The following is a 19,958-nucleotide window of genomic DNA, read 5'->3' as shown; positions in this document are numbered from 1 at the left end:
CGGCACGGCGGTGACCTGGCAGGATGGCGCCATGCCCAGGATTCTCGCGCCGTTCCTCAGTGCCGCCGTGTACGCGCGGTGGCTGCACCTGTGGGTCGGGTGCGTCTTCGTCGGCGTGATCCTGATGATCTATCCGGGGACATACGGGTGGAGCCTGGCCGAAGTCCTGGTACGGGCCGCTCCGCTGGACGCCGCGCTGCTCGTGCTCGCCGCCCTGGTACCCGCGATGCGCCGGGCCGAGGGCGTGCAGGCGCGGTTGCTGCTGGTGCCCGAGCAGGAGCAGGACATCGCCGTCGAACCCGCCCGCGGCTGGGCCGACCGGCGGCGCACGGCTGCCTGGTTGGTCGGCCGGGTGGCCCTCGGGTCGCTGGTCGGGATGCTCACCGTGCTGACGGTGAACGCCTGCGGCGAGCTGCTGACCAGGTCGGAGCCGCGCCTCTACGGTCTCCGACTCCCCTCCCAGGGCGAGGTGTTGTGGTACCCGCTGGCGGTGCCGGTGCTGCTGTTCGGCTACGGCTGGCTGGCGGTGTGGGCCGGTCGCCTCCAACTCGCCATGGCGGTGCGGCTGCTGGGGCCGTCCCCGGCCGAGCGCCTGGCGGCCGCCGAGCTGCGGGCCGAACGCCTGCTGGAACGGAACCGGTTGGCCCGGGAGCTGCACGACTCCATCGGCCACGCACTGACGGTGACGGTCCTTCAGGCTGGTGCTGCCCGTGCGGTCGGCGACCAGGCGTTCGTTGCCAAGGCGCTCGAAGTGATCGAGGAGACCGGCCGCCAGGCCATGGACGACCTGGAGCGCACCCTCGTCCTGCTCCGCGAGACCCCGGACGGGGTGGCCACCGAGCACCCCGGGATCGAGCAGCTGCCCGGCCTCTTCGACACCGCGCGCTCGGCCGGCAGCCCGGTCGAGGCATGGATCGACGTGCCCTCGGGGAAGCTGCCCGGCGTGCTCTCCCGGGAGTCCTACCGGATCGTGCAGGAGGGCGTCACCAACGCCCTCAAGTACGCGCCCGGTGAGCCGATCACCGTCCAGGTCGCCGTGCGGGACGGCCGGTTGGAGCTGCGCTGCGCCAACGCCCTGGCGGCACAGGCCCGCAGCACGGCGGCCCGCGGCACGGCGGCCCGCGGCACGGCGGCCCGCAACGGGTCGGGCCGGGGCGGGTCGGGCCGGGGCGGCAAGGGGCTGCGCGGCATCCGGGAGCGGGCCGTCCTGCTCGGCGGGGAGGCCTCGGCGGGGGCCGAGTCCGGCGAGTGGGTCCTGGCGGTGCGGATGCCCCTACGCTTGGGCGCGTGATGATCGACATTCTGCTGGCGGACGACGAAGAGCTGGTCAGGGCGGGTCTGCGGGCCGTGCTGGAGGCGCAGGGGGATCTTCGGGTGGTCGGCGAGGCCGCCGACGGGGCCGAGGCGGTGGCGATGGCCCGGACGCTGCGTCCGCACGTGGTGCTGATGGACGTGCGGATGCCGCGGATGGACGGTCTGGCGGCGACCCGGGCGCTCGTGGCACAGCGCCCGGACACGGACGCGGGCGCGTCCGGCAGCGGTCTCGGGCGCGCGGACGACCGGGGGAGCACGGACGACCGCGGGAACACGGACAACCGGGGGAGCACGGACGACCGCGCGGGCGCGGAACAGCCGCCGAAGATCCTGGTCGTCACCACCTTCGAGAACGACGACTACGTCTACCAGGCCCTGCGGGCCGGCGCCGACGGCTTCCTGTTGAAGCGCTCCCGGCCGGCCGAGATCGCGCACGCCGTCCGGCTGGTGGCGGCGGGCGAGTCGCTGCTCTTTCCCACCGCGATCCGCCGCCTCGCCGCCGGCCAGGGCAACCGGGCCGCCCGCGAGGGCATGGCCCGCGCCGCCCTCACCGACCGCGAGTCCGAGGTCCTGCGCCTGGTCGCCCGCGGGCTGACCAACGGTGAGATCGCCGAGCGGCTCCACCTCGGCGTGCAGACCGTGAAGACGCACGTCAGCAGCGTGCTGGCGAAGCTCGGGGCGCGCGACCGCACCCAGGCCGTGATCGCCGCCTACGAGTCCGGCTTCGTGGAGCCCTCGGAGCAGGACCGGCCGTAGCCGCGGCAGTACCCGCAGCCGTACCCGGGTAGCTCAGGCCGGGTAGACGCGGGTCTGGGTGGCCTTGACGGCGGCCCACACCGAGCTGCCGGGCGCCAGGTCGAGCTCGGCGGCGGCGGCCGGGGTCAGGTCGGCGGCCATCGGCAGGACGCCGGCCAGATCGGCGCGGACCTGGTCGCCGTGCAGGTCCAGGCCCGCGACCTTCAACTCCCAGACGTTGCGCGCGCTGGACTCCGGCCGCTCCCGGTGCAGCGTGACGGCCGACGGCGGGAAGGCGACGAAGGCGGGACCGGACAGCCGCTCGGCGGCGGTCAGCGTGACGTCGCCCGGCAGCGTGACCAGATGCCCGTCGGCGGTGCCCTGGTAGAGGTTGAGGCCGACCAGCCGCGCGATGTAGTCGGTGCGCGGGTGCCGGGAGATCTCGGCCGGGCTGCCGGACTGCACCTCGCGGCCGCCCTCGATCACCACCAGCCGGTCGGCCAGCACCATGGCGTCCAGCGGGTCGTGCGTCACCAGCACCGCGACCGCCTCGAAGTCGGCGAGGTGGCGCCGCAGTTGGGACCGGACGTCGAGCCGGGTGCGGGCGTCCAGGGCGGCCAGCGGCTCGTCCAGCAGGAGCAGCCGGGGCCGGACGGCGAGCGCGCGGGCCAGCGCCACCCGCTGCGCCTGGCCGCCGGAGAGGTTGCGCGGGCGGGCGCCGGCGTGCTCGGTGAGGCCCATCCGCTCCAGCCAGCCGGCCGCCTCGGCGCGGGCCTCGCGCTTGGGGCGGCCCTGGCAGCGCGGCCCGAAGGCGACGTTGTCGAGGGCGCTGAGATGCGGGAAGAGCAGGTAGTCCTGGAACACCACGCCGACCGGGCGCTCTTCGGCGGGCGTGTGCAGGCGCTGGACCGGGTCCTCCAGGACGCGGCCGTCCAGGCGCAGATGGCCGTCGGTGAGCGGCAGCAGCCCGGCGAGGGCGCGCAGCGCGGTCGACTTGCCGGCGCCGTTCGGGCCGAGCAGGGCGATCACCTCGCCGGGGGCCGCGGTGAGCGCCAGGTCGAGGCTGAAGGCGGCCCGGTCCACGCGGAGCCGGGCGTCGAGCGCAGGGGTCGCATCAGTCATGGCGGGGGCGTCCAGGGGGAGTTCGGCGGGGCACGAGGTCGACCGGGCCGACCGGGCCGACCGGGCCGACCCCGCGCCCCGCGGGCGGCGGTGTGCTCACGGGGTGGACATCCAGCGCTCGCGCAGACCGGCCAGCACGGCGATGGAGACCACCAGCAGGACCAGCGACAGCGCGATGGCCGCCTCCGGATCCGACTCCATGGCGAGGTAGACGGCGAGCGGCATGGTCTGCGTCCGCCCGGGGAAGTTGCCCGCGAAGGTGATCGTCGCGCCGAACTCGCCGAGCGCCCGCGCCCAGGCCAGCACGGCGCCGGCGCCGATGCCCGGGGCGATCAGTGGCAGGGTCACCCGGCGGAACGCCGTCAGCCGGGAGGCGCCCAGGGTGGCGGCGGCCTCCTCGTAGCGCGGGTCGGCGGCACGCAGCGCGCCCTCGACGCTGATCACCAGGAACGGCATCGCCACGAAGGCCTCGGCGATCACCACCCCGGTGGTGGTGAACGGCAGGGTGATGCCGAACGCCGAGTCCAGCCACTGCCCGACGATGCCGCGCCGCCCGAGGACCAGCAGCAGCGCCACCCCGCCCACCACCGGCGGCAGCACCAGCGGCAGGGTGACCAGCGCCCGGACGAGGCGCCGCCCCGGCAGCTCGGTGCGGGCGAGCAGCCAGGCCAGCGGCACCCCGAGCACCAGCGACACCCCCGTGGCCGCCGTTGCGCAGATCAGTGAGAGCCGCAGCGCCTCCCACACCTCGGTGCTGGTGAGCTGCTCGGACAGGGTGCTCCAGGGTGCCCGGATCAGCAGTCCGACCAGCGGCAGGGTCAGGAACGCGAGCCCCAGCAGCGCCGGGAGCAGCAGCGCCACCGGGACGCGACGGGCGCGCCGCCGGTGCGGCAGGACCTTCTGCGGGGCTGCCGCACCGGCGGTGCGGGTGGTGCGAGGGCTCACGGCGCCTGGAAGCCGGCCGCGGTGAGCGCCTGCCGCGCCTCGGGCGACTGGATGTACGCGACGAAGGCGGCGGCGCCGTCCTTGTGGGGGGCCTTGGCCAGCGCGGCGATCGGGTAGTCGTTCACGGCCTTGTCGGCCTCGGGGAAGTGCACGCCGTCGATCTTCGAAGCATCCGACTTCACATCGGTCTGGTAGACCAGTGAGGCGTCGACCTCGCCCAGTTCGACCTTGGTCAGCGCGCCCTTGACGTCCTGCTCCAGGGTGACGGGCGTCAGGTTGACGCCGGCCGCCTTGAGCGCGCTCTGCGCGGCGGCGCCGCACGGCACCTCCTTGGCGCACAGCGCGACCTTGACGCCGGCGGCGGTGAGGTCGTTGAGCGAGGCGATGTGCTTGGGGTTGCCCTTGGGCACCGCGATGGTGAGCGTGTTCTTGACGAAGGTCTTCGGCTCGCCGCTCGCGCCGCCCGCGTCGGTGACGGTCTTCATGGTGGCCGGGCTGGCGGCGGCGAAGACGTCGGCGGGGGCGCCGGAGTTGATGCTGGTGGCGAGCGCCGAGCTGCCGCCGAAGTTGAACTTGACGGTGGTGCCGGGGTTCGCGGCCTCGAACTTCCTGCCGAGGTCGGTGAAGCTCTCCTTGAGCGAGGCGGCGGCGAAGACGGTGATGGTGCCGGACGCCTTCGGGCTCGCGGCGGAGGGGCTGCCGGAGGCGGACGCCGCCGACGAGCCGCTCGCGGAGGACCTGTCGTCGCCGTCGCTGCCGCAGGCGGTGACCCCGAGGCTGAGGGCGAGGGCCGCTGCGGCGGCGACGGCGAGTCTGCGGGTGCCGGTCGTGCTGAGGGTCATTGGTGCTTCCCTTCCTGGGCGCGCCGGAAGGGGCGCGGGGCGGTGCATGCAGACGGGTGTGCTTGCAGGTGCGGTGCTTTTGGTGATCATAGTGCCGCAAATACAAGGGAAAAATCCCCTGTGGCATTGCACAGCGGACGCTCGCCAGCCCGGTCTGCCCGGCTGTGGGAAGCCTCAAACCCGGTCCGGTCCGGCCGGGGCCGACAGGGCGTCTCCCCGCGGCGGGCGGGGGCCGGTGCGAGCCGCCCCGCAGGCCGGGGTGGCCGAAAACCCCTCGCGCCCGGGCGGCCCGGGGCGAAAGAGTGGCCGCTGTTCGTCCACGTCGTCGGCCGCCCGGCCGCGCCCACGGGGGGAGTACACCCATGTCCACACTGCGCGTCACCGCCGAGCGGCTGACCATCCTGGCCCACCCGAACGCGGACGCCCTCGAACTCGCCCAGGTCGGCCTCTACCGGGCGGTGGTGGCCAAGGGCGCGTACCGGACCGGCGACCACGCCGTCTACATCCCCGAGCAGGCGGTGCTGCCCGCCGCGCTGATCGAGGAGCTGGGCCTGACCGGCCGGCTCGCCGGCAGCAGGTCGGACCGGGTCAGGGCGGTCCGGCTGCGCGGCGAGCTGTCGCAGGGCATCGTCTGCCGACCGGGTGCGCTGGCCGGCGCGGACCTGGCGTCGGCGGCCGAACGCGGCGAGGACTTCGCCGAGCTGCTGGGCGTCACCAAGTGGCAGCCGCCGATCCCGACCTCGATGAGCGGGGACGTGGAGCGCGCGCCGGACCTGCTGCCCTGGGTGGACATCGAGAACCTCAAGCGCTACCCGGACGTCTTCGAGCCGGGTGAGCCGGTGGTGCTGACCGAGAAGCTGCACGGCAGCTGCTGCCTGGTCACCTATCACGCCGCGACCGGCGGGGTGCAGGTGTCGTCCAAGGGCATCGGAGCCCAGGGGCTGGCGCTGGTCGAGGACGCGCGCAACCTGTACTGGCGGGCGGTCCGGGCGCACGGCGTACCTGAGGTCGCCGCGCGACTGGCGCAGCGGCTGGGCGCCGAGCGGGTCGGCATCTTCGGCGAGGTGTTCGGCACCGGGGTGCAGGACCTCACCTACGGCGAGGCCGGCCGCGGCGAACTGCCCGGCTACGCCGTCTTCGACGTCTCGGCGGTGGTCGACGGGCAGCTGCGCTGGCTGCCGGCCGCCGAACTGCTGGACGGCGAGCTGCCGTTGGTGCCCGAGCTGTGGCGCGGGCCGTTCGACACGGACACCGTGCTGGCGCTGGCGCAGGGGCGGGAGACCGTCTCCGGGCGTGAACTGCACGTACGGGAGGGCGTGGTGGTCCGTCCGCTGGGCGAGCGCTACAGCCCGGTGGTGGGCGGCCGGGCGATCGCCAAGGTGGTCGGCGACGCCTACCTGACCCGCAAGGGCGGCACCGAGTACGAGTGATCCGGAGGGCGTCGGGCGGGTGGGCGCTGCGCGCCCGCAGGGCCCCCGGGAGCGGTGTCCGGTGGCGGCACACGACGGCCCCATTCGAACACAGCGCCCGTGCCTTGCGGGCAGCTTTTCACATCTTCGCGTGGCCGATTCCGGCCCCTCGATAGCGTCCCACGCACCCCAGACCGGAAGCGCACGTGCGGCAGGCATATGACGGGTGATCGACCGAGGTTGACCGGTCACCCGTCACGCGCCGCCCCGCCGGAGTCCGCCCGGTCGGGGGTGCCCGGGCGCATCGTGAACCGCCCCGGGCCCGACCGGTCGACCGGAGGTCCGATGGGCACGATGAACCACCTCAGTCTCGGCTGGCTGACGCCGGTGCTGTCGTACGCGATGGCGTGCGTCGGAGCCGCGCTGGGCCTGCGCTGCACCCTGCGCGGACTCTCCGCCACCGGTGCCACCCGCCGCAACTGGCTGCTCACCGCGGCCGCCGCGATCGGCTCCGGCATCTGGACCATGCACTTCGTGGCGATGTTCGGCTTCACCGTCGACGGCACCGAACTGCGCTACGACGTGCCGCTGACCGTGCTCAGCCTGGTGGTGGCGGTCCTGGTGACCGGGCTCGGGGTGTTCGCCGTCGGATACGGACGGCACCGGGGCCCGGCCCTGCTGGCCGGCGGCCTCACCACCGGGCTCGGCGTCGCCGCGATGCACTACCTCGGGATGGCCGCCGTCCGGCTGCACGGCGGACTGCGCTACGACCCGGCCGCGGTCGCGCTCTCCGTGCTGGTCGCGGTCGGCGCCGCCACCGCCGCGCTCTGGGCCGCCGTCACCATCCGCAACGTGTACGCGGCCGGGGCCGCCTCGCTGGTCATGGGCCTCGCCGTCAGCTGTATGCACTACACCGGCATGGCCGCCGTCCACGTCCGGTTGGAGCCCGCCAGGACCGGGCTCGGCGGCGCGGCCCCGATGGAGTTCGTCTTCCCGCTCGCCGTCGGGCTCGGCTCCTTCCTCTTCCTCACCTCCGCATTCGTCGCGCTCTCCCCGACCGCCCAGGAACGGGCCGCCTACCAGGAGGCCGGCGAGCTGGCGATCGAGGAGCTCGCGCCGGCCGCGGACCAGGGCGGCGCCGGGCACCGGGAGCCGCACCTGCACGGCCGCGCGGCCTGACCTCGCCTTCCCCGGGCTGCGTCGACCTTCCGCACCCGAGGCACGCACTCGTCTCACGCATCCGTCTCACGCACCCGTCCTTCCGCACCGACCTTCCGCCGGAAAGGCTCCTCACCCATGCGCGAAAGCCGCGGTACCGCGCCCGGTCCCCGCCGGGGTGCCCACGCCGGGCCGCCTGCCAGACCCCCTCGTGACACCGCCCGCCGCAGCGCGCGCGGACTGCGTCCCCGCACCGTCCGCGCCCGCGTCGTGGCACTGCTGATGGTCCCGGTCGTCTCGGTACTGGCGCTCTGGGCCTTCGCCACCGTCACCACCGCGCAGGACGTCTGGGACCTGCTGCGGCTGCGCGAGGCGCACACCACCGTGCTCACCCCGGTCGGCGACACCGTCGCCGGGCTGCAGGCCGAACGAACCGCCGCCGGGCAGCTGTTGGCCGCACCGGGCGCAGGCAGGGAGAGCGCCCTGCGCGAGGCCGCCGCCGCCACCGACCGGGCACTCGACCCGCTGCTCCTCGGCCCGCAGCCGGTCGATCGAGCCGCCACCGATCGAGCCGCCGACGACCGGGGGCCCGGCGCGGCCAGGGTCGCCCAGGGCGCGGGTGGCGGGCCGGGCTACAACCGGGCCGACGCCGAGGGGCTCGGCCCGGACGCCGCCGCGCGACTGGACGCCCTCGGCACCGCCGTCGCCGCGCTGCCCGGTCTGCGGGCCCGGATCCTGGCCCGCTCGGTCGGCTGGCCCGAGGCGTACGGCGCGTACGGCACGGCCGTCGACCGGGCGCTGGCGGTGGCCGGAGCACTGACCCCGCTCCAGGACCACCGGGTCGCCTCCGACGCCCGGGTGCTGCTGGAGTTCGCCCGCTCGCGTGAACTGCTCGCCCGGGAGGACGCGTTGCTGCGCGCGGCCCAGCTGTCCGGCGGCCTCGGCGAGGAGCAGCTGCGCGAGTTCGCGGGCACCGCCTTCGCCCGTCGCCAGTTCGAGCAGGGGTCGGCCGCCGACCTTCGCCCGCAGGACCGGTCCGCGCTGCTCGCCGTCACCGCCGGCCCGGACCACCGGGACCTCACCGGTTACGAGGACCGGGTCCGCACCGCCCCCGACGGCCGGGCGGCCGTCGCCGCCGTCGCACCGGACCGCTGGGCGGTGGCCGCCGGAAACGTCGCCCGTGACCTGCGGGCGGTCGAGGACGCGGCCGGACGCGCCGCCGCCGGGCGCGAAGACCCTTACGCGCTCGGCATGTTCACCCCCGCGGGGTTCGCCGTGCTGCTCGGCCTGGTGGCCGTGCTCGCCTCACTGGTGATCTCGGTGCGGATCGGGCGCGGACTGGTCACCGAGCTGATCGGCCTGCGCAATGCGGCACTTGAGCTGGCCGGGCGCAAACTCCCCGCCACCATGCGGCGGTTGCGATCCGGCGAGGACGTCGACATCGAGGTCGAGGCCCCGCTCCCGGCGCACGGGAGCGACGAGATCGGTCAGGTGCGCGGCGCGCTGGGCACCGTTCAGCGGGCGGCCGTCACCGCGGCCGTCGAACGCGCCGAGGTGCTGTCCGGGGTATCCGGCGTCTTCGTCAACCTGGCCCGCCGCAGCCAGGTCCTGGTCCACCGCCAACTCACGCTGCTGGACTCGATGGAACGCCGCACCGAGGACCCGTCCGAGCTGGCCGACCTGTTCCGGCTGGACCACCTCACCACCCGGATGCGCCGCCACGCGGAGGGCCTGATCATCCTCTCCGGCGCGGCCCCCGGGCGGGCCTGGCGCAGGCCCGTCCCGCTGCTGGACGTGGTCCGCGCCGCCGTATCCGAGGTCGAGGAGTACGCCCGGGTCGAGGTGCACCGGTTGCCGCCCGCGGCCGTCACCGGGCAGGCCGTCGCGGACCTCACCCACCTGGTCGCCGAGCTGGTGGAGAACGCCACCGGATTCTCGCCGCCGCACACCCGGGTGCACATCCGCGGCGAACTGGTCGGCAACGGCTACGCGGTGGAGATCGAGGACCGCGGGCTGGGCCTGGGCGGCGAGGCGCTGGCCGACGCCAACCGGCGGATCGCCGCCGCCGGGCAGGCCGACCTCCTCGACAGCGACCGGCTCGGCCTCTTCGTGGTCAGCCGACTGGCCCGGCGGCACGGAGTCAAGGTGTCGCTGCAGACCTCCGCGTACGGCGGGACGACCGCCGTGGTGCTGCTGCCCACCGCCCTGCTGGCCGAGGACCGCCCGGACGGGCTGTCGTCGGATCGGAGCCGCCCGGTCGATGGGTGCGAACCGGCTTATGCCGTACCCGAGTTGGACATCGACCCGCCGCCCGCCGACCTCCCGCCCGCCGACCTCCCGCCCTGGACACCGCCGCCCTGGACACCGCCGCCCCGGACACCGCCGCCCCGGACACCGCAGCCCCGGTTCGCACCGGAGGGGCCGGTGCAGCCGGTCGAGGAGCCGCCCGCGGTGGACGGCCCGCCGCCGCAGGGCGGGGCGCTGCTGCCGTTCGGTGCCCGGGGCGGCGACCCCGGGGTGCTGCGCCCCACCCCGTTCCGGGCCTCCGGGGCCCGGACGGACGGCCCGGCGGTGGACGAGCTGCCCCGCCGGGTCCGGCAGGCCAGCCTGGTACCGCAGTTGCGCGAGGCACCGCCCGCCCCGGCCGTCGGCACCCGCCGCACCGCCTCGGCGCCCGGCCGCCACCCGGAGGCGGCCCGCGCCGCGATGTCCGCCTACCAGGAGGGCTGGGCGCGCGGAAAGCGCCCGGCGGCGCCCGAGTCGAACCACCAACCCCAAGGCCCCGAAGGAGAGCGCCGATGATCGGCACCACCCACCGCGCGGGAGAGCTCAACTGGCTGCTCGACGAACTCGTTTCGCGGGTCGTCGAGGTCAGCTTCGCCGTGCTGCTCTCCGCCGACGGTCTGGCGATGGGCACGTCGGCCGGCCTGGACCGCGAGGACGGCGAGCACCTGGCGGCCGTCGCCTCGGGCTTCCACAGCCTGGCCAAGGGAGCCGGACGGCACTTCGACGCGGGCGAGGTCCGCCAGACCATGGTCGAGCTGGAGCGCGGCTTCCTCTGCGTGGCCGCCGCCGGCGAGGGCACCTGCCTGGCGGTGTTCTCCACCGCCGACGCCGACCTCGGCCTGATCGCCTACGAGATGGCCCGCCTGGTGCGCCGGGTCGGCGAGCACCTCCGGTCCGCCCCGCGCAGACCGTCGGACGGGTGAGCCCGATGCCCGAGCAGCGCCCGTACCCGCACCGCCGCACCGACCCGGCGCCCCCGTCTCCCCGGCAGGCCCCGCCGCAGTCGCGCAATCCGCTCGCCGCCGCCCACCGCTCGCGCTGGTACGACGACGAGGCCGGCCCGCTGGTCCGCCCGTACGCCATGACCAGGGGACGGACCCGCCCCGCCGGGCGGGAGTTCGACCTGATCGCGCTGGTGGTCGCCGACGTCCCGGACGGTCCCGACGCCCCCGACCTGCCGGTCGGCCCCGAGCAGGGCCGGATCCTCGGCCGCTGCCGGGCCGGCGCCCTCTCGGTGGCCGAGCTCGCCGCGGACCTCGACCTGCCGCTCGGTGTGGTCCGGGTACTGCTCGGCGATCTGCTGGCGGCCGGGTACATCCGGGTCAGCCGACCCGTCCCGCCCGCCCTGCTCCCCGACGAGCGCATCCTCCAGGAGGTCGTCCATGGACTCCGCGCACTCTGACCGCACCCGCGCCCGAACCCACACCGGCAGCGCGGCGCCCGGCGCCGCCGACCCCGCCGTCCTCGCGCTCAAGATCCTGGTGGCGGGCGGTTTCGGCGTCGGCAAGACCACCCTGGTCGGCTCGGTCAGCGAGATCCGCCCGCTGCGCACGGAGGAGCTGCTCACCGAGGCCGGGCGGGGCGTGGACGACACCGGCGGGGTGGAGCGGAAGTCCACCACCACGGTCGCGATGGACTTCGGGCGGATCACCATCCGCGAGGGCCTGGCGGTCTATCTCTTCGGCACGCCGGGGCAGGACCGGTTCTGGTTCCTGTGGGACGAGTTGGCGCAGGGCGCGCTCGGCGCCGTGGTGCTCGCCGACACCCGCCGGCTGACCGACTGCTTCCCGGCCGTCGACTTCTTCGAGCACCGGGGCATCCCGTTCGTGGTGGCCGTCAACCACTTCGCCGGTACCCGGGACTTCCGGCCGGAGGAGGTGGCCCGCGCACTGGACCTGGAGGCCGGGACCCCGGTCGTGGTGTGCGACGCCCGCCGCCGGGCCTCGGGCAAGCAGGTGCTGATCAACCTGGTCGAGCACGCCGGCCGGGTCCACGCCGCCCGCCTGCTGGCCGACGCGGCCCCGGCGGGCTGAACACGGGTGCACCGGACACCCCGGTGCACCGGACGCCCTCAACGCCCCGGCGGGCGCGGGCGCATGGACGAAGGGGTGCCGCCGATCGGCGACGCCCCTTCGGTGTAGTGCCGTGCGGGTACGGGTGTCAGCCGCGGGTCTGGAACACGATGCGGGTCCAGCTGGAGCCCGGGCAGTTGCCCCAGACCGCCCACGGCTGGGAGCGGGGGCCGATCCACAGGCCGGTGGTGGAGGTGCCGTTGGCGCAGTAGGTGATGGTGCGCAACTCGCCCGAGTAGACCCGGCAGTTGCCCTCCCAGCGCCAGCCGTAGTCGGCGGTGATGACACAGTTGTACGAGGCGGTGACGGCCGCGGGCGAGGCGATGCCCGAGCCGGCGGTGATGGTCTGGTCGGCGGCCGGTGCGCCGGCGGCCGGCAGGGTGGTCGCGCCGAGTGCGCCGAGGGCGGCCACGGCCACCATCCCGAACTTGGCGACGTTCCTGGCGATACAGCCTGACATGGTGATGCCTCCTTGCTCCGTGCCCGGACGGGTGGGCCGGTGATTTCGCGCGGACCGCTCCATCCGATGACGTAATGCACACGAACGACTGCGCCCGGTGAAACGACGCCCTAGAGTGTGACGTGGGTCACAACTGCGATTGTCGGGTGCCGAGTTCCGAGGTGGGCGGCATGGGAATCACCGGTCCGTGTTCGAATGAGTGCGCGGGGGAATTCAATCGGGCGTTCACCGAGATCCTGCCCAGGCTCCAGCGCGCCGCGGTTTCGCTCACCGGTTGCCCGAGCCGCGCCGAGGACGTCGTGCACGACGCGTACCTGAGAATCGCGCGGAGCCCGGAGCGGTTTCTGCGCCATCCGCAGCCCTACGCCTACGCGTTCACGACGATGGTCAACCTGGTGCGCGACCAGTGGCGCCGCGAGCGGCGGCGGGCCCTGCTCCCGGACGCGGCCGAGGAACCCGCCGGCGCGGACCGGATCGGCGAGGTGCAGTCCTGCTGGGAGGTGGTCCGGCTGCTGCGCCGCCTGACCGCCAAGCAGGCCCGGGTGGTGCTGCTGGTCGACCTCGACGGGTACAGCCTCGACGAGGCGGCCGCACTGCTGGGGGTGCACCGCAGCACCCTGGCGGTCACGCGCCGCCGCGCGCTCGGCCGACTGCGGGTCATCCTCGAAGGCGAACGCGCATCCGAACGCGAGCGCGAACGCGAGCACGCATGTGAACGGCGGCGCGAGCGGCACGGCACCGACGAGCGGGGCGGCGGGCCGGAGCGGACCGGCGGGACGGAGCAGGCCGACGGCCCGGATCGGAACCACCCCGACGCACCGAACTGACGCCATGTCAGCTGATGCGGCGCCCCGGCCCGTACGCTGAAAATCGTGATCACGTACGAGGACCGCAGGCTGCGCACCCTGGCCGAGGACGGCCGCTGGCCCGAGCTGCTGGGCGCCTACCGGCAGGCCCGGGCCGCCGCCGCGGCGCGCGGCGGCGAGCGATCGGCGGCGGCCGAGACGGCGCCGCTCGGCCATCTGATCGCGTACGGCGCGCCGCCCGAGCTGGCCGTCCGGCTGTTCGACCCGGACGGCGGTCCGGGCGCCGCCGCCGGGATCGCCGACCATGACACCGGTCCGCTCTGGGAGGTCCTCGCCACCCGGCACTCCTGGCTGCGGCTGGCCCCGCTGCTCGGGCCTGCGCTGGTCCGCCGGCTGGTCGCGCACACCCGGGTGCTGATGGGCGAGGACCTCGCCTACGGGGCCGAGCCCGATCCGGAGGGCGTGCCGCTGCTGCTGGAGCCCTGGGAGTCGGCGGGCTGGGGCGACGGCCCCCGGGTGCGGGAGTACCTGCCGGGCGGCGGCTCGCGCAGCGCGCTGCTGGGGCTGCCCGCCAGCCGGGAGGGCCTGGGCCCGGTGCTGCTGCCGGAGCCGGTGGCGCGGCTGACCGGCCAGCGGGCCACCCGGGCGCTGGCCGCCCTGGCGGGCTGGGTCGAGGTGGCCTGCGTCCGCGGCCCGGCGCCGCAGGCGGCCGCGCGGCTGGCACCCGACCTGCGGGTCACCGGCGGATACCTGCCCCTCGCCGCCGCCTATCCGGCGCTGGTTCAGGCCGGGGCGGGGGACCGGGCGCACGGTTCGGCGCTCGGGCGGCTGGCGCTCTGGCGGGCGCTCGCCGCGATGTCCGGCGCCGACCGGCCCGACCGGGCCGAGGTGAACGCGCTGGTGGCCCGGATGCGCTGCTTCACCTGGTGCGACCCGGCGGACGAGCTGCGCCATCTGCACCTCGCCCTGGAGGATCCGGCGACCGGCCTGAGCTGGGCGATCAGCGGGTCCGAGGAGGCCTGAGCGGCCCGGGCCGGGCGGACCTGCCCCGGGCTGCCCAACCGGCGCCGGTCCGGGTCCGAACACGCGGGACCCCCGGCCCGGCGCCGCTCGGGGGGTTGGGCGAGGCGCCGGACCGGGGGAGTCAGGGGGTTGCGGTGCGGCTCAGGCGGCGGCGGACTCCGCACTCGGCGCGCCGCTCTGGGCGGGGACGCCGTCCACGGGGGAGCCCGCCGAGGGTGCGGCCTCGGGCGCCTGGGCGTGGTCGTCGACCAGCGTCCGCTCGTCGAAGGGCACCTCGCCGGCCAGCACCCGCCGGGCCCGCTCGCGGTCCAGCTCGCCCGTCCAGTGGCCGATCAGCACGGTCGCGACGGCGTTGCCCGCGAAGTTGGTCAGCGCCCGGGCCTCCGACATGAAGCGGTCGATGCCGACGATCAGGCCGACCCCGTCCACCAGGGCCGGCTTGTGCGACTGCAGCCCGCCCGCCAGGGTGGCCAGCCCGGCGCCGGTGACCCCGGCCGCGCCCTTGCTGGCGATCACCATGAAGACCAGCAGCGACAGCTGCTCGCCGAGCGACATCGGCTTGTCCATCGCCTCGGAGATGAAGATCGAGGCCATGGTCAGGTAGATCGCGGTGCCGTCCAGGTTGAAGCTGTAGCCGGTCGGCACGGTGATGCCGACCACCGGGCGGCTGACGCCCAGGTGCTCCATCTTGGCGATCAGCCGGGGCAGCGCGCTCTCCGAGGAGGAGGTGGAGAGGATCAGCAGGAACTCGCGACCGAGGTAGCGCAGCAGCGAGAACACGTTGACCCCGGCGACCAGTCGCAGCAGCAGGCCGAGCACCACGACCACGAACAGCGCGCAGGTGACGTAGAAGCCGATCATGATCACGGCGAGGCTCTTCAGGGCGGAGGTGCCGGTCGCCCCGACCACCGCCGCCATCGCCCCGAAGGCGCCGACCGGCGCCAGCCACATGATCATCGACATCACCCGGAACACCAGCCGCTGCACGTGCCCGATCCCGCGCAGCACGGGTGCGCCCGCCGGTCCCATCGCCTGGAGCGCGAAGCCGGTCAGCAGCGCGACCAGCAGGGTCTGCAGCACCTTGCCCTCGGTGAGGGCCGAGAGCATGGTGGTCGGGATCATCCCGAGCAGGAAGTCGGTGGTGGACTGCGCGGCCCCGGCGGTGGCCTGGGCGTGCCCGGCCTTGGCCAGGGCCTGGGTGAGGTGCAGGCCGGAGCCGGGCTCCAGCAGGTTGCCGACGGCCAGGCCGATGCCGAGCGCCACCGTCGACATGGTGAGGAAGTAGCCGAGCGCGAGTCCGCCGACCTTGCCGACCTTCGCGGCCTTGGCCACCGAGCCGATGCCCAGCACGATGGTGCAGAAGATCACCGGGCTGATCATCATCTTGATGAGGTTGACGAAGCCCGTCCCGATCGGCTTCAGCTCCACGGCGAAGCCGGGCGCGGCCAGCCCGACCACGATCCCGGCGACGACCGCGGCGATCACCGCCAGGTAGAGGTAGTGGGTGCGGTCCCTGCGTCTGGCCCCCGCCTGCGGTCCTGCTCCGGTGATCGACATCTGCGGCTCCTTCGCCCTGCACTCCTGGCGGCCCCGGGTGGTGGGCCGCTCCGACTATGGGCCGCGCCGTGACGGAGGTCACGTTTGCGTTCATAGAGTTCACGACCGGTCCCGCCGGCGGTGTCGCGTGAGCTGTCCCGCCGGCTCCGGCGGGTCCGGCCCGGGCGTGGTGCACACTGTCAGGCATGTCCGTGCGCACCCTCCCCCCGCCGCGCCGGCTGGTGCGCAGCCTGGCCGGACAGCTCTTCGTCGTCCAGGTGGTGATCGTCGCCGCCGTGGTGGCGGGCGGCGCCGTGCTGGCCTACCTGTTCACCGCCGACCGCACCGAGGACGCGGCCCGCAGCCAGGTCACCGCCGTGGCCCGCGCCGTCGCCGGCTCGCCGTCCGTCCGGGCCGCCGTCGCCGGGCCCGACCCGTCGGCGGTGCTCCAGCCCTACGCCGAGCAGGTCCGGGTGGACACCGGGGTCTCCTTCATCACCGTGATGGACACGGCCGGGGTGCGCTGGACCCATCCGCTGCCGGAGCAGATCGGCAAGACCTTCCTCGGGCACATCGACTGGGCGCTCGCCGGGCAGACCCGCAGCGAGACGTACACCGGCACGCTCGGCCCGTCCGTGCGGGTGGTCACCCCGGTGCTGGACGAGCGGCGGCAGGTGGTCGCCCTGGTCAGCGCGGGCATCACGGTGCGGTCCATCACGGACCAGCTGCGCGGGCCGCTGCTCGCGCTGGCCGGTGTCGCGGCCGCCGCACTGGCGGTCGGCGGGCTCGGCACCTACCTCGCCAACTCCCGGCTGCGGCGGCACACCCACGGCATGGGGCCGGCCGAGCTCAGCCACCTCTACGAGTACCACCAGGCCACGCTGCACTCGGTGCGGGAGGGGCTGGTGCTGCTCGACCGCACCCACCGGGTGGTGCTCTGTAACGACGCCGCCCGGGAACTGCTCGGCCTGAAGGGAGAGTTGGAGGGCCGACCGGTGGACGGGCTGGGACTGCCGGAGGCGCTGGTGGCGGCCGTGCTCGGCGAGGTGCCGGTCCGGGACGAGGTCCACCTCACCGCCGAGCGGGTGGTGGTGCTCAACACCTCGACCATCGGCACCGGTCTCGGTCGCGCCGTCACCCTCCGGGACCACACCGAACTCCAGGCGCTGAGCGGAGAATTGGACTCGGTGAAGTCCTTCACCGAGGCGCTGGGCGCACAGGCGCACGAGGCCGCCAACCGGCTGCACGCCGTGGTGTCGCTGATCGAACTCGGCCGCCACGAACAGGCCGTGGAGTTCGCCACCGCCGAACTCGCGCTCGCCCAGCAGCTCACCGACCGGGTGGTCGCCGCGGTCGGCGAGCCGGTGCTCGCCGCGCTCATGCTCGGCAAGGCCGCCCAGGCGGCCGAGCGGGGCGTGGAGTTGACGCTCACCGAGGACAGCCGGATCGACGACGGCGTCCTGCCGCCCGGCCTGCCCGCCCGCGACCTGATCACCGTGCTCGGCAACCTGGTGGACAACGCGGTGGACGCGGCCATCGCCGGCGCCGCCGACTGGCCCGGCCAGCCCGAGGTCACCGTCACCGCCCGGATCGACGACGGGGACCTCCTGCTGCGGGTCGCCGACACCGGTGCCGGGATCGAACCGGGCGCGGTGGAGGACGTGTTCCGGCGCGGCTGGAGCACCAAGCAGGACGGCCGCGGGCACGGCCTCGGGCTCGCCCTGGTCGCCCAGGCCGCCCGGCGCAACGGCGGCACGGTGGAGGTCGGGCGCGAGCGCGGCGCGGCGCTCACCGTCCGGCTGCCGCTGCAGCGGGAGGCGGTCGCGCGGTGATCTCCGTCCTGGTGGTCGAGGACGACCCGGTGGCCGCCGCCGCCCACACCCTCTACGTCGAGCGCGAACCGGGCTTCCGGGCCGTCGGCACCGTGCACAGCTGCGCCGACGCCCTGCGCTTCCTGGAGCGCGCCCGCGCGGCCGGCACCCCCGTCGACCTCACCCTGCTGGACCTCTACCTGCCCGACGGCCACGGACTCCAGCTCTGCCGCACCCTGCGCGCGGCCGGCCACGGCACCGACGTCATCGCCGTCACCTCCGCCCGCGACCTCGCCATGGTCCGCCAGGCCGTCTCGGCGGGCGTCGTGCAGTACCTGCTGAAGCCGTTCAGCGGCGCGGCCCTGCACGACCGGCTGGAGCGCTACGCCCGCTACCGCGACACCCTGGGCCGCACCGGGGAGGCCACCGGCCAGGACGAGGTCGACCAGGCCCTCGCCCTGCTCCGCACGCCCGAGCGCAGCGTGCTCCCGAAGGGGCTCAGCGCCCCGACCCTGGACACCGTCGCCACCGTGCTGCGGGAGTCCGCCGCCGGACTCTCCGCCGCGGCCGCGGGCGCCGCGGCCGGGGTCTCCCGGATCACCGCCCGCCGCTATCTGGAGCACCTGGTGGACACCGGGCGCGCCGTGCGCGAGCCGCAGTACGGCCAGGTGGGCCGCCCGGAGCTCTGCTACCGCTGGCGGGAGCGGTGAGTGGTGAGCGGTGAGCGGCGATCAGCGGCCGGGCCCGCCCGTGACCTCCCGGCCGGGCGCTCGTTGGACGGGAGGGTGCCCCGTCACCCGCTCGGGTGGTTCTCGCGGTCACGGGGCCGACCGAGCAGGTCAGCCCAGTAAAGTTAGGCTTACCTAACTTTACTGGGAGTTCGCCTTGACGCTCGCCGCTGAGTCCGCCACCGGGCCCGCCGTCCCCGCCCAGGCCCCGGGGGATGCCATCCTGCGCCGCCAGCGCGTCCGCGAGTCCGCCGCCCGCACCTACGCCCGCTCCTTCCCGATCGTCCCGGTCCGCGCCAACGGCATGACCGTCGAGGGCGCGGACGGCCGCCGCTACCTGGACTGCCTCTCCGGCGCCGGCACCCTCGCGCTCGGCCACAACCACCCGGTGGTGCTGGAGGCGATCCGCCGCACCCTGGACAGCGGGGCGCCGCTGCACCTGCTCGACCTCGCCACCGCCGAGAAGGACGACTTCACCACCGCCCTGTTCGAGAGCCTGCCCAGGGAGTTCGGCGAACGCGCCCGGGTGCACTTCTGCGGCCCCGCCGGGACGGACGCCGTCGAGGCCGCCCTCAAGCTGATGCAGACCGCCACCGGCCGCAGCGGCGCGCTCGCCTTCACCGGCGCCTACCACGGCATGACGGCCGGCGCCCTCGCGCTGACCGGCAGCGTCGCCGTCAAGGAGCCGCTGCCCGGCGGCGGCGAGGTCGTCCGGCTGCCCTACCCGTACGGCTACCGCTGCCCGTTCGGCATCGGCGGCGAGGCCGGGTCCGACCTCGCCGCCACCTACGTCGAGCGGCTGCTGGACGACCCCTCGGGCGGGGTGGTCAAACCGGCCGCGATGATCCTGGAGGCCGTCCAGGGCGAGGGCGGCGTCGTCCCCGCCCCCGACGGCTGGCTGCGCGAGATGCGCCGGATCACCGCCGAGCGCGGCATCCCGCTGATCGTGGACGAGGTGCAGACCGGCGTCGGCCGCACCGGCGCGATGTGGGCGGTCGAGCACAGCGGGATCGTCCCGGACGCCATGGTGCTCTCCAAGGCGATCGGAGGCAGCCTGCCGCTGGCCGTCGTCGTCTACCGCGAGGACTACGACGGCTGGCGGCCCGGCGCGCACACCGGCACCTTCCGCGGCAACACCCTCGCCATGGCGGCCGGCGCGGCCACCCTGCGGTACGTCGCCGCCCACGGCCTGGCCGAGCGGGCCGCCCTGGTCGGGGCCCGGATGACCGAGCGGCTGCGGGCGCTGCGCGGCGAGCTGCCGGTGGTCGGCGACGTCCGCGGACGCGGGCTGATGATCGGCGTCGAACTGGTCGACCCGGGGGCCGAACCGGACGCCTGCGGGGCCCGGCCGGCCGCGCCCGCGCTCGCCGTGAAGGTCCGCGAGGCCTGCCTCGCCCGCGGCCTGATCGTCGAACTCGGCGGTCGCCACGACGCCGTCCTACGGCTGCTGCCGCCGCTCACCATCACCGACGAACAGGCCGCGGCCGTGTTCGACCGGCTGGCCGACGCGATCGCCTCGGTCGGCGCGGAGGCGCTCACGGGGGCGTCGGCCGTCGCCGCACCTTCCGTCGCCACACCTTCCGTCGCCGCACCTTCCGTCGCCGCACCCGCCAGGGCGGCGCGGTCCAAGGCCACCGCACCCGCCCAGGCGGCGCGGTCCGGCGCGGCCCGGTCGGAGGCGGCGCTGTGACCGTCCCCGACCCCTCGGGTG

At 75.1% G+C, this 19,958-nt stretch carries 18 protein-coding genes; 13 read left to right on the top strand and 5 right to left on the bottom strand.

What is annotated here, in order from left to right:
* Positions 1–31 precede the first annotated feature (31 nt).
* Entirely contained in the window at positions 32–1,291 is a 1,260-nt protein-coding gene (locus tag ACIGZJ_RS05115) for a sensor histidine kinase (protein ID WP_396455990.1), read from the top strand.
* Positions 1,288–2,070: a response regulator gene (locus ACIGZJ_RS05110; RefSeq protein WP_396455989.1), complete on the top strand. Its 783-nt coding sequence runs from the start codon at positions 1,288–1,290 to the stop codon at positions 2,068–2,070. Before ACIGZJ_RS05115 ends, ACIGZJ_RS05110 begins: the two co-directional genes overlap by 4 nt.
* A gap of 33 nt (positions 2,071–2,103) precedes the next feature.
* Here the strand turns inward: ACIGZJ_RS05110 and ACIGZJ_RS05105 are convergent, their stop codons facing one another.
* From ACIGZJ_RS05105 to modA, 3 genes are all read right to left on the bottom strand, one after another.
* A complete protein-coding gene (locus ACIGZJ_RS05105; RefSeq protein ID WP_396455988.1) occupies positions 2,104–3,171 on the bottom strand; it encodes an ABC transporter ATP-binding protein in 1,068 nt (355 codons plus the stop codon).
* 96 nt (positions 3,172–3,267) lie between these two features.
* Positions 3,268–4,116, bottom strand: coding sequence for an ABC transporter permease (locus ACIGZJ_RS05100; protein ID WP_396455987.1), 849 nt, complete (start codon positions 4,114–4,116; stop codon positions 3,268–3,270).
* Positions 4,113–4,958 carry a molybdate ABC transporter substrate-binding protein gene (gene modA, locus ACIGZJ_RS05095; RefSeq protein ID WP_396455986.1) on the bottom strand — a complete coding sequence of 282 codons (846 nt, stop codon included), beginning with the start codon at positions 4,956–4,958 and terminating at the stop codon, positions 4,113–4,115. Before modA ends, ACIGZJ_RS05100 begins: the two co-directional genes overlap by 4 nt.
* A 362-nt stretch (positions 4,959–5,320) precedes the next feature.
* Here modA and ACIGZJ_RS05090 point away from each other — a divergent pair, with 362 nt between their 5' ends.
* The 6 genes from ACIGZJ_RS05090 to ACIGZJ_RS05065 all read left to right on the top strand — a co-directional run bounded on the left by ACIGZJ_RS05090 (position 5,321) and on the right by ACIGZJ_RS05065 (position 11,844).
* Positions 5,321–6,388: an RNA ligase (ATP) gene (locus ACIGZJ_RS05090; protein ID WP_396455985.1), complete on the top strand. Its 1,068-nt coding sequence runs from the start codon at positions 5,321–5,323 to the stop codon at positions 6,386–6,388.
* A gap of 324 nt (positions 6,389–6,712) precedes the next feature.
* On the top strand, positions 6,713–7,546 hold the full coding sequence (locus ACIGZJ_RS05085) for an MHYT domain-containing protein (protein WP_396455984.1): 834 nt from the start codon (positions 6,713–6,715) through the stop codon (positions 7,544–7,546).
* A 249-nt stretch (positions 7,547–7,795) separates the two neighbouring features.
* Positions 7,796–10,327, top strand: coding sequence for a nitrate- and nitrite sensing domain-containing protein (locus tag ACIGZJ_RS05080; protein ID WP_396455983.1), 2,532 nt, complete (start codon positions 7,796–7,798; stop codon positions 10,325–10,327).
* Positions 10,324–10,734, top strand: coding sequence for a roadblock/LC7 domain-containing protein (locus ACIGZJ_RS05075; RefSeq protein WP_396455982.1), 411 nt, complete (start codon positions 10,324–10,326; stop codon positions 10,732–10,734). Before ACIGZJ_RS05080 ends, ACIGZJ_RS05075 begins: the two co-directional genes overlap by 4 nt.
* 5 nt (positions 10,735–10,739) lie before the next feature.
* Entirely contained in the window at positions 10,740–11,213 is a 474-nt protein-coding gene (locus ACIGZJ_RS05070) for a DUF742 domain-containing protein (protein ID WP_396456234.1), read from the top strand.
* Positions 11,194–11,844, top strand: a complete 651-nt coding sequence (locus tag ACIGZJ_RS05065) for a GTP-binding protein (RefSeq protein ID WP_396455981.1) — start codon at positions 11,194–11,196, stop codon at positions 11,842–11,844. Before ACIGZJ_RS05070 ends, ACIGZJ_RS05065 begins: the two co-directional genes overlap by 20 nt.
* A 127-nt stretch (positions 11,845–11,971) precedes the next feature.
* On the opposite strand, the gene ACIGZJ_RS05060 is transcribed toward ACIGZJ_RS05065, so the two are convergent.
* Entirely contained in the window at positions 11,972–12,343 is a 372-nt protein-coding gene (locus ACIGZJ_RS05060) for a hypothetical protein (protein ID WP_396455980.1), read from the bottom strand.
* A gap of 170 nt (positions 12,344–12,513) precedes the next feature.
* Between ACIGZJ_RS05060 and ACIGZJ_RS05055 the strand changes: the two genes are divergently transcribed.
* Together ACIGZJ_RS05055 and ACIGZJ_RS05050 are read left to right on the top strand one after the other, a co-directional pair.
* The gene (locus tag ACIGZJ_RS05055) at positions 12,514–13,170 is read left to right on the top strand and encodes an RNA polymerase sigma factor (protein ID WP_396455979.1); all 657 of its coding nucleotides are present in this window, start codon (positions 12,514–12,516) and stop codon (positions 13,168–13,170) included.
* Between the two features lie 45 nt (positions 13,171–13,215).
* The gene (locus ACIGZJ_RS05050; protein ID WP_396455978.1) at positions 13,216–14,172 is read left to right on the top strand and encodes a hypothetical protein; all 957 of its coding nucleotides are present in this window, start codon (positions 13,216–13,218) and stop codon (positions 14,170–14,172) included.
* Between the two features lie 141 nt (positions 14,173–14,313).
* Here the strand turns inward: ACIGZJ_RS05050 and ACIGZJ_RS05045 are convergent, their stop codons facing one another.
* Positions 14,314–15,729: a cation:dicarboxylate symporter family transporter gene (locus ACIGZJ_RS05045; RefSeq protein WP_396455977.1), complete on the bottom strand. Its 1,416-nt coding sequence runs from the start codon at positions 15,727–15,729 to the stop codon at positions 14,314–14,316.
* Positions 15,730–15,914: 185 nt separating this feature from the next.
* Here ACIGZJ_RS05045 and ACIGZJ_RS05040 point away from each other — a divergent pair, with 185 nt between their 5' ends.
* The 3 genes from ACIGZJ_RS05040 (at position 15,915) to ACIGZJ_RS05030 (ending at position 19,937) form a co-directional block, all read left to right on the top strand.
* Positions 15,915–17,540, top strand: a complete 1,626-nt coding sequence (locus ACIGZJ_RS05040; RefSeq protein ID WP_396455976.1) for an ATP-binding protein — start codon at positions 15,915–15,917, stop codon at positions 17,538–17,540.
* Positions 17,537–18,229: a response regulator gene (locus ACIGZJ_RS05035; RefSeq protein ID WP_392931740.1), complete on the top strand. Its 693-nt coding sequence runs from the start codon at positions 17,537–17,539 to the stop codon at positions 18,227–18,229. The genes ACIGZJ_RS05040 and ACIGZJ_RS05035 overlap by 4 nt, the downstream gene beginning before the upstream one ends.
* Positions 18,230–18,404: 175 nt before the next feature.
* Positions 18,405–19,937 (top strand): diaminobutyrate--2-oxoglutarate transaminase family protein, encoded by a 1,533-nt coding sequence (locus ACIGZJ_RS05030; RefSeq protein WP_396455975.1) that lies wholly within the window; start codon positions 18,405–18,407, stop codon positions 19,935–19,937.
* The last annotated feature ends 21 nt before the right edge of the window (positions 19,938–19,958 follow it).

It is taken from the genome of Kitasatospora sp. NPDC052868, from assembly GCF_044547105.1.
Classification (GTDB): Bacteria; Actinomycetota; Actinomycetes; order Streptomycetales; family Streptomycetaceae; genus Kitasatospora.
Note: the sequence above shows the minus strand (reverse complement) of the source record. Positions and strands in the feature narration are given on the sequence as shown.